Below are 15,355 nucleotides of genomic sequence, written 5' to 3'. Positions count from 1 at the left end.
ATGGACAACGCGATCGAAACAGACAACCCCGCCGACGACGGCATCGAGCCGATCGCGATCGTCGGGCTGGCCGCCCGGCTGCCCGGCGCCGCCGACGTGCACGAGTTCTGGCGCAACCTGGTCGACGGCGTCGAGTCGGTCACCGAGCTGACCCGGGAGGAGCAGCTCGCCCGGGGCGTCACCCCCGAGGAGCTCGACGACCCTGGCTGGGTCAACAAGGCCCCGCTGGTCGACGGCTACGACCAGTTCGACGCCGCCCTGTTCGGGATGACCGCCCGGGAGGCCGAGGTCACCGACCCGCAGCACCGGCTGTTCCTGGAGACCTGCTACACCGCCCTGCAGGACGCCGGCTACGACCCGGCCCGCTACGACGGCGCCGTCGGCGTGTACGCCGGCACCGGCGGCACCGCGTACCTCCACCGCAACGTGCTGCACAACAAGCGGGTCGGCGGCAACCCGCACAACGCCGTCTCCATCGCCACCAGCAACTCGCCCAACTACGTGGCGACCGGCGTGTCGTACCGGCTGGACCTGCGCGGGCCCAGCCTGACCGTGCACACCGCCTGCTCCACCTCCCTGGTCGCGTTCCACCTGGCCTGCGAGGCGCTGCGCAACGGCGAGTGCGACATGGCCCTCGCGGGCGGCGTCAACATCGAGCTGCCGCACGCCGGGTACCTCGGCATGGACGGCTTCACCTCCCCCGACGGGCGGTGCCGGCCGTTCGACGCGGAGGCGAACGGCACCATGTGGGGCAGCGGCGTCGGGGTGACCCTGCTCAAGCGGCTCTCCGACGCGATCGCCGACGGCGACCACATCCGCGCCGTGGTGCTCGGCAACGCCATCAACAACGACGGCGCCGGCAAGGTCGGCTTCACCGCCCCCAGCGTCGACGGGCAGATGGAGGCCGTCGCCCAGGCCGTCGGGATGGCCGGGATCGACCCGCGCACCATCAGCTACGTCGAGGCGCACGGCACCGGCACCGCGATGGGCGACCCGATCGAGGTCGCCGCCCTGTCGGCGGTGTACACGAAGGACACCGACGAGCGGGGCTGGTGCGGCATCGGCTCGGTGAAGTCCAACATCGGCCACCTCAGCCAGCCCTCCGGCATCGTCAGCGTGATCAAGACGGTGCTGGCGATGGAGCACGGGCTGATCCCGCCGACCATCAACTACGAGACCCCGAACCCGGCGATCGAGTTCGCCGACACCCCGTTCTACGTGGCGAACACCCTCACCAAGTGGGACGCCGACTCCGGGCCCCGCCGGGCCGGGGTCAGCTCCTTCGGCATCGGCGGCACCAACGCCCACGTGGTGCTCGAGGAGGCGCCGGAGGCGTACCGCGCCGACCGGCGGGTGCGCCCCGCGCAGCTGCTGCACGTGTCGGCGAAGACCGCCACCGCGCTGGAGACCGCCGTGGACCGGCTCGCCGAGCACCTCGCCGGCAACCCCGACGGGGCCGCGCACCTGGCCGACGTCTCGCACACCCTGCGGGTGGGCCGCCAGCAGTACGCGCACCGGGTCGCCGTGGTCGCCACCGACCTGCCCGACGCCGTCGCCGCCCTGCGCACCAAGCGCCGCCGGCAGGCCGGCGTCGCCGACGGGCCCGCGCCCCGGGTCGCCTTCCTCCTCTCCGGCCAGGGCAGCCAGTACGCCGGGATGGGCGCGCAGCTCTACGCCGAGGAGCCCGGCTACGCCGCCGTCGTCGACGAGTGCGCCGAGCTGCTCCGGGGCGAGCTGGGCCTGGACATCCGCGACCTGATCCTCGACCGGGACCCGGAGGCAGCCGAGAAGCTGCTCCAGACCCGCTACACCCAGCCGGCCCTGTTCGTCGTCGAGTACGCCCTGGCCACGCACTGGCAGCGCGTCGGGGTCCGGCCGGCGGCGATGGCCGGGCACTCCATCGGCGAGTACGTCGCCGCGACCGTCGCCGGGGTGCTCGACCTGCCCGACGCGCTGCGGATCGTCGTCGCCCGGGGCCGGCTCATGCAGTCGCTGCCGGCCGGGTCGATGCTGGCCGTCCCGCTGGACGAGTCGGTGGTCGCCGGGCTGCTGCCCGAGGGTGTCTCGATCGCCACGGTCAACGGCCCCGGGACCTGCGTGGTGGCCGGGGAGACCGCCGCGGTCGACGCGTTCGCCGAGACCCTGAAGACCACCCGCAAGGTCAAGAGCAAGGCGCTGCGCACCTCGCACGCCTTCCACTCGCCGATGATGGACCCGATCCTCGCCGAGTTCACCGCGCTGATGGCCGCCGTGCCGCTGCGCGCGCCGAAGGTTCCGTTCCTGTCCAACGTCTCCGGCACCTGGATCACCGACGCGCAGGCCACCGACCCGGCGTACTGGGCGGCGCACCTGCGCCAGCCGGTGCGCTTCGGCGACTGCGTGGCCACCCTGCTCGCCGAGGGCACCTGGGCGCTGGTCGAGTGCGGCCCCGGCCGGCAGCTCGCCAACCTGGCCCGGATGCAGGTCGCCAAGGGCTCGCCGGAGCAGCGGGCGCTCGTCCCGCTGGGCAGCCTGCCCGGCCCGGGGGAGCCGGCCGGCGACCTGGCCGCCCTGCTCACCACCGCCGGGGCGCTGTGGTGCGCCGGCGTGGGCGTGCGCGCCGGCTCCGACCCGGACGCCCGGCGGGTGTCGCTGCCGACGTACCCGTTCGAGCGGCGTCGCTACTGGGTCGACCCGGACCCGCAGGAGCAGGCCGCCGCCGCGCCGGCCGACACCGGCCCGCGGGCGCTGCCCGAGTGGTTCGCCGTGCCGGTGTGGCGTCAGGCCGCGCCCGCGCCGGCCACCGCCGCGCCCGGCCGCTGCCTGGTGCTGACCGACGGCCCGCGCGGCGACGCGCTCGTCGCCGGCCTGCGCGCCGCCGGCGCCGAGATCGTCGAGGTACGCGCCGGCGACGCCTTCGCCGCCACCGACGGCGGCTGGGCGCTGCGCCCCGGAGTGCGCGAGGACCACGACGCGCTGGTCGCCGCCCTCGGCGACGCCCTGCCCGAGCGGCTGGTGCACGCCTTCGCCCTCGACGGCGAGCCCACCGGCACCGACATCGCCGCCGGTTGGGCCGCCCAGGACCGGGGCTTCTTCAGCGCCCTGCACCTGGTGCAGGCCCTCGCCGGGGCGGGCCGCACCGCCGAGGACGGCTCGCTGGCCCTGGACCTGGTGACCGCCGGCATCGGCGACGTGACCGGCGCGGACCTGACCCGGCCCGAGCACGCCACCCTCACCGGCCTGGTCCGGGTGCTCCCCGTCGAGCTGCCCGGGCTGACCGTCCGGCTGCTCGACGCCGACCCCGCCGCCACCGGGGCGGACGCCCTGGTCGCCGAGCTGCGCCGCCCGGTCGACCCGGAACACACCGAGGTGGCGCTGCGCGGCACCCGCCGCTGGGTCACCGGCTACGAGCAGGTCACCGTCGACGCCGAGGGTGAGCCCGGCGCGCTGCGCGACGGCGGCCGGTACGTGATCACCGGCGGCCTCGGCGGCATCGGCATCACCCTCGCCGAGGACTTCGCCCGGCGGGCCCGGGCGAAGCTGGTGCTGCTGGCCCGCTCCGGCCTGCCGCCGCGCGAGCAGTGGGACGACCACCTCGCCGTGCACGGCTCCGGCCAGTCCGACCGGGTGGGCCGCGCGATCGCCGCGATCCGCCGGATGGAGGAGGCCGGCGCGTCGGTGCTGGTGCTCGCCGCCGACGTCACCGACCCGGCCGACCTGCGCCGGGTCCGGGCCGCCGCCGAGGCCGAGTTCGGCGGGATCGACGGCGTCGTGCACGCCGCCGGCCTGCCCGGCGGCGGCATGGCCGAGATCAAGGAGCGGGCCGAGGCCGAGCGGGTGCTCGCCCCGAAGCTCGCCGGCACGCTCGCCCTCGCCCAGGTCTTCGGCGACCTGCCGCTGGACTTCGTGGTGCTGTGCTCCTCGATCACCGCCGTGATCGGCGGCTTCGGCCAGGTCGACTACTGCGCGGCGAACAACTTCCTCGACGCGCACGCCCGCGCGGGCGCCGGCTGGTCCGCCCCGGTGGTGTCGCAGAACTGGGGCGGCTGGGCCGAGGTCGGCATGGCGGCGGAGAGCACCGCCCCGGCCGGGTTCCGGGCCCTGACCCGGGACACCGTCACCGCCGCCGTCGACCACCCGGTGCTCACCACGAAGGTGACCGGCCCGGAGGGCACGGTGCTGCACGGTCTGGTCTGCGCCGCCACCCACTGGCTGCTCGACGAGCACCGCATCGGCGGGGTGCCCGTGGTGCCGGGCACCGCCCACCTGGAGTCCGTCCGCGCCGCCGTGGCCGCCGCCGTCCCCGCCCCCGGCCCGGACGCGGCGGTGGAGCTGCGCGACGTGGTGTTCCTGGAGCCGTTCTCGGTGCCGGACGGCTCGGTCGCCCAGTACCGGGTGACGCTGACCGACGCCGAGGACGAGTCGACGGAGTTCGTGGTGCAGAGCCTCGCCGCCGGGGTGCTGCGCACCCACGTGCGTGGCGCGGCCGGCTGGACCACCGACCCCGCCCCGCAGGCGCGGGACCTCGCCGACGTGGTCGCCCGGTCCCGCCGGGTCGACGACGACTCGTCGTTCGGCCGGGGCCGCACCAGCATGCTGACCTTCGGGCCGCGCTGGCACTCGCTGGCCGAGCACCACCTCGCCGACGGCGAGGAGCTGGCCCTCGTCGAGGCGCCCGCCGAGGCCGTCGCCGACCTGGCCGCGTGGGGGCTGCACCCGGCCCTGCTGGACGTGGCCACCGCCTTCGGCCGGGGTCAGGGCTCCGGCACCTACCTGCCGTTGTCCTACGGGCGGATCGTGGTGCGCGGAACGCTGCCGCAGCGGTTCCACAGCCACCTGCGCCACCGCGACGGCGGAACCGACGAGGTGCTCACCGCCGACCTGACCCTGACCGACACGTCCGGCCGGGAGCTGATCGCGATCAGCGACTTCGTGCTGCGCCGGGTGGACCAGTCGGCGGTCACCGGAGGGCTCACCGCCGAGGCCGCCCCGGTCGGCACCGGCCCGGCCGCCGACGTTCCCGGCGAGGACATCCGGCCGGTCGACGGCGCGGAGGCGTTCCGGCGCAGCCTCACCGCCGGCCTCGGCGCCCAGGTGGTGATCACCACCCGGTCGGTGGCCGACAACCGGCGTCGCGCCGCCCGGGTCACCACCGAGAGCCTGGAGTCGGAGACCGACCCGACCGCGTCGACCGCCACGGTGGAGGCCGGCGGCTCGGCGGCGCCGCGCACCGAACTGGAGGCCACCATCGCCCAGGTGTGGCGCGACGGGCTCGGGGTGCCGGTGGTGGGTGTGGACGACGACTTCTTCGCCCTCGGCGGCAACTCCCTCGTCGCGGTGCAGCTCATCGCGTCGATGCGCAAGGCGACCGGGGTGCGGCTGCCGATGCGCAGCCTCTTCGAGACGCCCACCGTCGCCGGGTTGGCCGTCCGGATCGAGGAGTTGCGCGCCGAGGCGTCCGCCGTAGCCGAGCCGGCCGCCCCGGCGGCGACCACGAGCATCCCGCGGCTGCCCCGCGCGTGAGCACCGAGGAACAAGGGAGTACAGAGCTATGAGCGACACGATCGCCACGCTGCCGGTGGTCGTCGAAAGCGACGGCCGGGCGCTGACCGACCTCATCGACGCCCGCCGGGCCGAGCTGCGGGCCACCCTCGTCGAGCACGGCGGGCTGCTGTTCCGTGGCTTCGACGTCGGCGGCGTCGACGGTTTCGACGCGGTGGTGCGGGCGCTGGCCGGGGAGCCGCTGGTCTACACCGAGCGGTCCTCGCCCCGGCACGCCATCAAGGGCCGGGTGTACACCTCGACCGACTACCCGCCGGACGAGGAGATCTTCCTGCACAACGAGAACTCGTACCAGGCGCGCTGGCCGCTGACCCTGTTCTTCTGGTGCGTCACCCCGCCCCAGACCCGGGGCGCGACCCCGCTCGCCGACGTGCGCCGGGTGTACGAGCTGATCGACCCGGCCGTACGGGAGGAGTTCGTCCGCCGCCGGTGGATGCTGGTGCGCAACTTCCACGCCGACTTCGGCACCCGCTGGCAGGACGTGTTCAACACCGACGACCGGGCCGAGGTCGAGGCGTACGCGGCGGCCAACCGGATCGCCCTGGAATGGGTGGGGTCCGACGGGCTGCGCACCCGCGCCGTGCGCGACGTGGTGCACCACCGGCCCGGCTCGGACACGCCGCGCTGGTTCAACCACGCCACGTTCTTCCACGTGAGCACCCTGCCGCAGGAGTACCAGGAGGGGCTGCTGGCGATGTTCGGCCCCGACGGGCTGCCGTCGAACACCTACTACGGCGACGGCGCCGAGATCCCCGGCGACGTGCTGGACCACCTGCGGGCCGCGTACCGGGCCGCCAGCGTCCGCTTCGACTACCAGCGCGACGACGTGCTGGTGGTGGACAACATGACCGCCGCGCACGCCCGGGAGCCGTTCACCGGCCCCCGCAAGATCGCCGTCGCGATGGCCGAGCCGCACACCCCCGAGAGCACTGGAGACAACTGATGGCCGAATCACGCTTCCTGGTCGTGCGCAACGACGAGGAGCAGTACTCGATCTGGTCGGCCGACCGTGAGCTCCCCGCGGGCTGGAACGACACCGGCTTCGCCGGCACCCGCGAGGAGTGCCTGGCGCACATCGACACCGTGTGGACCGACATGCGCCCCCGTTCCGTCCGCGAGGCCTCCTCATGACCCGGGAGTGGACCTTCCCCGCCTCCTTCGCGCAGGAGCGGGTGTGGATGGCCAACCAGCTCGACCCCGGCTCGCCGGTCTACAACGTGTCCAACCTGTGGTCCTTCCCGGCCGAGTTGGACGCCGACGCGGCCGGCGACGTGTTCAACCAGGTCGTCGCCCGGCACGAGGCGCTGCGCACCCACCTGCGGATGGCGGACGGGACCCTGGTGCAGGTGGTCCGCGCGCACGAGCCGGTCCGGATCGACGCCGAGGACCTGTCGGGCCTGCCGGAGGCCGAGCGGCTCGCCCGGTACGCGGCGATCAAGGAGGAACTGGCCCGCACCCCGATCCCGCTGGACGCCGCGCCGCTGTGGCGGGCCCGGCTGATCAAGGGCGACACGGCGTGGACGTTGCTGCTCGTGGTGCACCACGCCGTCTACGACGCCCACTCGGCGGTGGTGTTCACCGGCGACCTGGCCGCGTTCACCACTGCCGCGCTCACCGGCGCCCCCGCCGAGGTGCCCGAGCTGCCCATCCAGTACGCCGACTTCGCCGCCTGGCAGCGCGACCAGCTCACCGGCCCGGAACTGCACCGGCAGCTCGCCTTCTGGACCGGCCACCTTGCCGGGGCCCCGGCGGTGACCAATCTGCCGCTGGACCGGCCCCGCCCGGCCCAGCTCGGCTTCGCCGGCGACGAGGTGCGCTTCGACCTGCCCGCCGGGCTGCTCGACTCCGTCGGCCGGCTCGCCGCCACCTCGGCAGCCACCCCGTACATGGTGCTGCTGACCGGGTTCGCGGCGTTGCTGTCCCGGATCTCCGGCGACGACACGGTGGTGGTCGGCGTGTCCACCGCCGGCCGGGACACCGACGAGGTGGCCCCGCTGATCGGCATGTTCGTCAACCCGGTGGCGCTGCGCTGCGACCTGACCGGCGACCCCACCGTCGCCGAGCTGCTCGGCCGCGTCCGGGGCGGCCTGATCGACGCGATGGAGCACGGGCAGACGCCGTTCCAGAAGATCGTCGAGGCCGTGGCCCCGCAGCGGGACCCGTCGGTGCAGCCGATCTTCCAGACCGCGCTGAACTTCATCCCCGACTCCGGCCTGGACCCGGTGCCGCTGGGCACCACCAAGGACGACCTGGCCTTCGACGTCACCGCCGGGGAGAGCCGGCTGGTCTACCGCACCGACCTGTTCGACCGGGCCACCGCCGAGTCGGTCGTCACCCGGTACGTCCGGCTGCTCGCCGCCGCCGTCGCCGACCCCGGCCGGCGGGTCTCCGAGCTGCCGCTGCTCGACGACGCCGAGCGGCGGCTCGTCCTCTCCACCTGGAACGCCACCGCCCACCACCGGCCGGTGCGCACCGTGGTCGACGAGGTGCAGCGCCAGGCCGCGGCCACCCCGCAGGCCCTCGCGCTGGTCTGCGACGGCGCCGAGCTGACGTACGCCGAGCTGAACGCCGCCGCGAACCGGCTGGCCCGGCTGCTGGTCGCCCGAGGGGCCGGCCCGGAGACCCGGGTCGCGCTCGCGCTGCCCCGCTCGACGGACCTGCTGGTGGCCATCCTCGCGGTGCTCAAGTCCGGCGCGGCGTACGTGCCGGTGGACACCGGCTACCCGGCGGCCCGGATCGGGTACCTGCTGACCGACGCCGAGCCGGCGCTGGTGCTGGCCTGCGCCGACACCGCCGCCGCAGTGCCCGGCGACGCGCTGGTGCTCGGCCCGCTCACCGCCGCCGACCTCGACGCGGCGGACCTGACCGACGCCGACCGGGCCGCCCCGCTGCGCCCGGACCACCCGGCCTACGTGCTGTACACGTCCGGCTCCACCGGCCGCCCCAAGGGCGTCGTGGTGGAGCACCGGTCGGTGACCGCGTACCTGGCCTGGGCCCGGCACACCTACCCGGGCCTGGCCGGCACCGCCCTGCTGCACTCGCCGGTGTCGTTCGACCTCACCGTCACCGGGCTGCTCGGGCCGCTCACCGCGGGCGGCACGGTCCGGCTCGCGGCGATCGACGAGCCGGCCGCTCGCGCCGGCGGCCGGCCGACCTTCCTCAAGGTGACCCCGAGTCACCTGCCGCTGCTCGACGAGGCGCTGTCGCCGACGGCCGACCTGGTCATCGGCGGCGAGGCGCTCACCGGCGAGCAACTCGCCGGCTGGCGGGCCGCCCACCCCGAGGCGGCGGTGATCAACGAGTACGGCCCGACCGAGGCCACCGTCGGCTGCGTGGCCGCCCGGATCGCGCCGGGGGCGGAACTGCCCGCCGGGGCGGTGCCGATCGGCACCCCCACCTGGAACACCCGGGCGCTGCTGCTGGACGCGGCGCTGAACCCGGTGCCGCCGGGCGTGGCCGGCGAGCTGTACGTCGCCGGCGACCAGCTCGCCCGCGGCTACCTGCGCCGGCCCGGCCTCACCGCCGAGCGCTTCCTGCCCTGCCCGTACGGGCAGGCCGGGCAGCGGATGTACCGCACCGGCGACCTGGCCCGGTGGCGGGCCGACGGGACGCTGGAGTACCTGGGCCGCCGCGACGAGCAGGTGAAGGTGCGCGGCATGCGCATCGAGCTGGGCGAGATCGAGGCGGCCCTGCTGGCCCGGCCCGGCGTCCGGGAGGCGGCGGTGGCCGTGCGCACCGACTCCGGCGAGCCGACCCTGGTCGGCTACCTGGTCGGCGACGCCGACGAGGCCGCGCTGGCCGCCGACCTGGCCCGGGAGCTGCCGGCGCACCTGGTGCCGACCGCGTTCGTCCGGCTCGACGCGCTGCCGCTGACCCCGAACGGCAAGCTGGACCGGGCCGCGCTTCCCGCCCCCGCCGCCGCCGGGACGGTCGACGACGCGTACGTCGCCCCGCGTACCGACGCCGAGGCCCTGGTGGCCGAGGTGTACGCCGACATCCTCGGCGTGGAGAAGGTCGGCGCGACCGACGACTTCTTCGCCCTCGGCGGCAACTCGCTGCGCGGCATGCGGGCGATGGCCCGGATCCGGGCCGAGGTGGACGTCGACCTGCCGATGCGGGCGCTGTTCGGCAGCCCGGTGGTGGCCGACCTGGCCGCCCAGCTCGAGAGCCTGATCGCCGCGGAACTCGACGAGCTCTCCGACACCGAGGTCGCCGCGTTGCTGGCGACGGAAGAGGGACGTACCACATGACCGACCTGAAGGATCCGGCCCGGGACGCGGCCCGGCAGGCGCTGATCGCCAAGCGGTTACGTCGGCGCCAGGCCACCCCGGCGGCCCGGATCACCCCCCGGCCCGAAGGCGCCGAGGTGCCGCTGTCGTACGCCCAGGAGCGGGTCTGGTTCATGGACCAGCTCGCCCCGGGCGAGGCCGCGTACCACATCGCGGTGCCGCTGCGGGTGCGTGGCCCGCTCGACGTCGCGGCCCTGCGCGGCGCGCTGGCCGGGCTGACGGCGCGGCACGAGTCGCTGCGCACCCGGTTCCCGGCCGACGCCGACGGCCGCCCCACCGTGGTCGTCGAGGACACCGTCGAGGTGCCGCTGACGGTGACGGAGGCGGCCGACGAGGCGGCGGCGCAGGCGCTGGTGGACGCCGCCTCGACGGAGCCGTTCGACCTGGCCGCCGGGCCGCTCCTGCGCGCCCTGCTGATCCGGCTCAACGTCGACGACGATAATCCGGCCTCCGCGCCGCAAGACGGCACTCCGGACCGGATGAACGTCGACGACCACGTGCTGTTCCTCGGCCAGCACCACATCGTCGGCGACGGCTGGTCGGTGGACGTGCTGCTGCGCGACCTGATCACCCTCTACCACGGCGGCGAGCCGCCGGCCCTGCCCGTGCAGTACGGCGACTTCGCCGTCTGGGAGGCCCGCGAGCTGGAAGGCCCGGCGGCCCAGGGCCACCTGGACTGGTGGAAGTCCCGACTGGCCGGGATCACCCCGCTGGAGCTGCCGCTGGACGCGCCCCGCCCGGCGACCCAGACCTACCGGGGCGACTTCGTCGAGTTCCAGCTCGACCCGGCGGACACCGAGCGGCTCAACGCGCTCACCCGGGCCGGCGGCGGCACGCTGTTCATGACGCTGCTCGCCGCGTACCAGGTGCTGTTGGCCCGGCACGCCGGCCAGGACGACTTCGCCGTCGGCGCGTCCGTGGCCGGCCGGTCCGCCCCCGAGCTGGAGAACATCGTCGGCATGTTCATCAACATGCTGCCGATGCGGGCCGAGCTGGCCGGCGACCCGACGTTCAGCGAGCTGCTGGAGCGCACCCGGCGCAGCGTGCTGGACGGCTTCGAGCACGCCGAGGTGCCGTTCGCGAAGGTCGTCCACGAGCTGGGGCTGCCCCGCGACGTGAGCCGGTCCCCGGTGTTCCAGGCCATGTTCGTGCTCCAGAACTACGAGATGGGCCGGTTCACCGGGGTCTCCGACGCCGCCGACGTGCGCTTCCGGTGGACCCCGATGGAGCTGCGGGCCACCCGCTTCGACTTCGAGCTGCACGCCGTGGAGACCACCGAGGGCCTCTGGGGGAAGCTGGTCTTCAACACCGACCTGTTCACCCGGGAGACCGTCGAGCGGATCGCGCGGCGCTGGACCACCCTGCTGCGGGCGGTCGTCGCCGCCCCGGACACCCCGGTCTCCGCGCTGGAGCTGACCGCTCCCGCCGAGCGGGTGCTGCTGGCCGGCTGGAACGACACCACGGCCGACTTCCCACAGGCGCAGACCCTGCACGGCCCGTTCGAGCAGCGGGCCGTGACCACCCCGGACGCGGTGGCGCTGACCTTCGAGGACTGCTCGGTGACGTACGCCGAGCTGAACGCCGCCGCGAACCGGGTGGCGCACCGGCTGCGTGCCGCCGGCGTCGGCCCGGAGACCCTCGTCGGGGTGTGCGCGGAACGCTCGGTGGAGCTGGTCGCCGGGCTGCTCGGCGTGCTCAAGGCCGGTGGCGCCTACCTGCCGCTGGACCCGGAGTACCCGGCCGACCGGCTGTCCTTCATGGTCACCGACGCCGCCGCCGGTGTCGTGCTGGTGCAGCAGCACCTGCGCGACGTGCTGCCCGACACCGGCGCGACCGTGCTGGCCCTGGACGACGAGGCGGTGTGGGCCGAGCAGCCCACCGCCGACCCCGCGCCGACCGCCGGGCCGGGCAACCTGGCGTACGTCATCTACACCTCCGGCTCCACCGGCCGGCCCAAGGGGGTGCCGAACACCCACCGGGGCATCGTCAACCGGCTGGACTGGATGCAGAAGACGTACCGGCTCGGCGCCGACGACGCGGTGCTGCAGAAGACCCCGGCCAGCTTCGACGTGTCGGTGTGGGAGTTCTTCTGGCCGCTGCGCGAGGGCGCCCGGCTGGTGCTGGCCAGGCCCGGCGGGCACAAGGACGCCGCGTACCTGCGCGACCTGCTGGTGTCCGAGCGGATCACCACCGCCCACTTCGTCCCGTCGATGCTGACCGTGTTCCTCGGCGAGGACGGGGCCGAGGCGGCCACCGGCCTGCGCCGGGTGATCTGCTCCGGCGAGGAGCTGCCGCTGGTCTCGGCGGTGGAGTTCACCGCCCGGCTGCCCTGGTGCGAGCTGCACAACCTGTACGGCCCCACCGAGGCGGCCATCGATGTCAGCGCCTGGCACTGCGATCCGGCCGGGCTGGCCGGGCTGACCAGCGTCCCGATCGGCGGCCCGATCGCCAACCTGCGGCTGCACGTGCTGGACCCGGCCGGCAACGAGTGCCCGATCGGCGTCGCGGGTGAGCTGCACATCGGCGGCGTCGGGCTGGCCCGGGGCTACCACCGCCGGCCGGCGCTGACCGCCGAGCGGTTCGTGCCCGACCCGTTCTCCTTCGAGCCGGGCGCCCGGCTGTACCGCACCGGCGACCTGGCCCGCTGGGTGGCCTCGCCGGACGGCTCCGGGGTCGTCGAGTTCCTCGGCCGGATCGACCATCAGGTGAAGCTGCGCGGCCTGCGCATCGAGCTGGGCGAGATCGAGAGCGCCCTGCGCGAGCAGCCCCGGGTGACCGAGGCGGCGGTGATCGTCCGCGAGGACACCCCGGGCGACAAGCGGCTCACCGGGTACGTGGTCGGCGACGCCGAGCACGCCGCGCTGAAGGCGGCGCTGAAGGAGACCCTGCCCGAGTACATGGTGCCGACCGCGTTCGTCACCCTCGACGCGCTGCCGCTGAGCCCCAACGGCAAGCTCGACCGCCGGGCACTGCCGGCCCCCGTGGTGACCCGTGAGGCGTCGGTGGTGCTGGTCGAACCGCGCGACGACACCGAGCGGCTGCTGGCCGGGATCTGGTCGGAGGTGCTGGGCGTCGACACGCTCGGCATCGACGACGACTTCTTCGACCTGGGCGGGCACTCGATGCTCGCCACCCAGGTGGTGGCGAAGATCCGTAAGGCCGAGCACGGCGGCCGGCCGGTCGGCGTGATGGACCTGTTCCAGCAGCGGACCATCCGGGAGCTGGCCGCGTTCATGACCGGCGACGCCGCCGACGACGGCCCGCGCCGGCTGCTCTACGAGCTGACCAAGCCGATCCCGGCCGGCAAGCGGGTCCGCACGTACGTCTGCGTCCCGTACGGCGGCGGCAGCGCCATCGTCTACCAGCCCCTCGCCGACGCCCTGCCCGCCGGCAACGCCCTGTACTCGCTGGCCATCCCCGGCCACGACGTCGGGCTCAGCGAGGACGGCCTGCCGTTCGAGGAGCTGACCCGGCGGGTCGCCGACGAGATCGTCGAGCGGATCGAGGGCCCGATCGTGCTGTACGGCCACTGCGGCGTCGGCAGCGCGATCGTCGCCGAGGTGGCCCGCAAGGTCGAGGCGGCCGGCCGGGAGCTGGAGGCGCTCTACATCGGCGCGATGTTCCCGTTCGCCCGGCCGAAGGGCTTCTTCGCCGCCGCCCGCAACCGCCTGGAGCGGCTGCGCAGCAACAAGCACTACGCGAGCTGGCTCAAGTCGATGGGGGTGGACACCGACGAGCTTGACCCGGAGCAGGCCGACCGGATCATCAGCAACATGCGGGCCGACTCCCGCGCCTCCGAGGAGTACTTCACCGGCCTGCTCGACTCCGGCGTGACGAAGCTGCGCGCCCCGATCGTCTCGGTGGTCGGCTCCGAGGACCCGGTGACCGACTACTACACCGAGCGGTACGCCGAGTGGGGGTTCCTCTCCGACACCCTCGGGCTGGTCGTCCTCGACCAGGCGGGGCACTTCTTCCTCAAGTACCGGGCCGACGAGCTGGCCGAGATCGTCACGGCGGTGCACCCGGCGGTGTGCGTCGGCGACACCACGGCGCTGGAGGCGCCGGCCCGGGGCGAGGACGCCGGCTGGGTGGTCGCCGACCACCAGCGCATCGGCGGGGCCCCGCGTTCGGGGAAGGCCGTGGTGCAGCCGAGCATGACCCGGTTCGTGGCGGTCACCGCAGGCCAGCTCGTCTCCACCACGGGCTCGGCGCTGACCGCGTTCGCCGTGCCGATCTGGCTGTTCACCCGGACCGGCTCGGTGGCCAACCTGGGCCTGCTCTGGGCCCTCGCGCTGGTCTGCGGCGTGCTGATGCTGCCGATCGCGGGCGCGGTCATCGACCGGACCAGCCGCCGGAAGATCATGATGATCGCCAGCTCCGCCGCCGGGTCGATCCAGCTCGTGCTGGCCGCCCTGCTCTGGACGGACAACCTGCGGCTGTGGATGATCTACGTCCTGGTGGCGCTGAGCCAGGTCGCCGGGTCGTTCCAGCGCATCGCGTTCCAGTCGGCGGTGCCCCAGCTCGTGCCGAAGCGCTTCCTGGGCCACGCCATGGGCGTCACCCAGCTCACCAACGGCTTCGCCATGCTGCTGATGCCGGTCTTCGCGGCCGGCCTGCTGGCCGCCATCGAACTCAAGGGCATCCTGCTCATCGACGTGGCGAGCTACGTGGTGGCGGTGCTGACCCTCGCGGTGGTCCGGTTCCCGGACCTGCTCGGCTTCCGGCCCCGGGAGCGGCTGCTGGCGGCGATCGCCAACGGGCTGCGCTACTCGTGGCAGCACCGGGGCTTCCGGCTGATGCTGGGCTACTTCGCGATCGGCAACATCTTCCTGGCCCCGGCGCTGGTGCTGACCACCCCGCTGGTGCTCTCCTTCGCCACCGCCACGCAGGTGGCGCAGGTGGCCCTGGCCGAGGCGCTCGGCGCGGTGGCCGGCGGCGTGCTGATGTCGCTGTGGGGCGGCCCCCGCAACCGGCGGATGATCGGCGTGCTGATCGGCAACCTCGGCACCGCGGTCGGGTGCGTGCTGATCGGGCTGGACGCCTCCGTCGCGGTGATCTGCCTCGGGGCGTTCTGGCTGGCCCTGGCGATGACCACGGCCCAGTCGATCTACGCCACGATCGTCCAGGTGAAGGTGCCCCAGCGGTACCACGGCCGGGTGTTCAGCCTGAACCAGACCATCTCCTGGTCCACGCTGCCGATCGGCTTCGCGCTGATCGCCCCGGCCGCCACCGGCCTGTTCGAGCCGATGCTCGCCCCGGGCGGCGCGCTGGCCGACTCGGTGGGCGCGGTGATCGGCACCGGTCCGGGCCGCGGCATCGGCTTCGCGTACGTCTGCTTCGGCGCGGCGCTGGTGCTGGTCACCCTGGGCGGCTTCGCGATCCGGCTGCTGCGGCGCTTCGACATGGAGGTGCCGGACTCGCTGCCGGACGACCTGATCGGCGCCCAGGAGCGCGAGCGGCGGCTGGCCGCCCGGGCCGCCGAGCGGCAGGAGGAGAAGGTGCCGGTCGCGGCGTGACCCTTGCTC

5 protein-coding genes are annotated in these 15,355 nt (G+C 74.5%); all 5 read left to right on the top strand.

The features are described from left to right. From ABT023_RS22095 to ABT023_RS22075, 5 genes are read left to right on the top strand one after another with little or no spacing between them, the layout of a single operon-like run. On the top strand, positions 1-5,502 hold the full coding sequence (locus tag ABT023_RS22095; protein ID WP_350888278.1) for a type I polyketide synthase: 5,502 nt from the start codon (positions 1-3) through the stop codon (positions 5,500-5,502). Between the two features lie 28 nt (positions 5,503-5,530). Continuing rightward, complete coding sequence (locus ABT023_RS22090; protein WP_350888277.1) at positions 5,531-6,484, top strand: TauD/TfdA family dioxygenase; 954 nt, start codon at positions 5,531-5,533, stop codon at positions 6,482-6,484. Then, positions 6,484-6,672, top strand: coding sequence for an MbtH family protein (locus tag ABT023_RS22085; protein ID WP_350888276.1), 189 nt, complete (start codon positions 6,484-6,486; stop codon positions 6,670-6,672). Before ABT023_RS22090 ends, ABT023_RS22085 begins: the two co-directional genes overlap by 1 nt. After that, entirely contained in the window at positions 6,669-9,791 is a 3,123-nt protein-coding gene (locus tag ABT023_RS22080) for a non-ribosomal peptide synthetase (protein ID WP_350888275.1), read from the top strand. The genes ABT023_RS22085 and ABT023_RS22080 overlap by 4 nt, the downstream gene beginning before the upstream one ends. Further along, positions 9,788-15,346 (top strand): non-ribosomal peptide synthetase/MFS transporter, encoded by a 5,559-nt coding sequence (locus tag ABT023_RS22075; protein ID WP_350888274.1) that lies wholly within the window; start codon positions 9,788-9,790, stop codon positions 15,344-15,346. The genes ABT023_RS22080 and ABT023_RS22075 overlap by 4 nt, the downstream gene beginning before the upstream one ends. Positions 15,347-15,355: the final 9 nt, after the last annotated feature.

The sequence above is a fragment of the Micromonospora sp. NPDC002296 genome (assembly GCF_040296145.1).
GTDB lineage: Bacteria > Actinomycetota > Actinomycetes > Mycobacteriales > Micromonosporaceae > Micromonospora.
The sequence above is the reverse complement of the archived record's forward strand: the minus strand, read 5'-3'. Positions and strand labels throughout refer to the sequence as shown.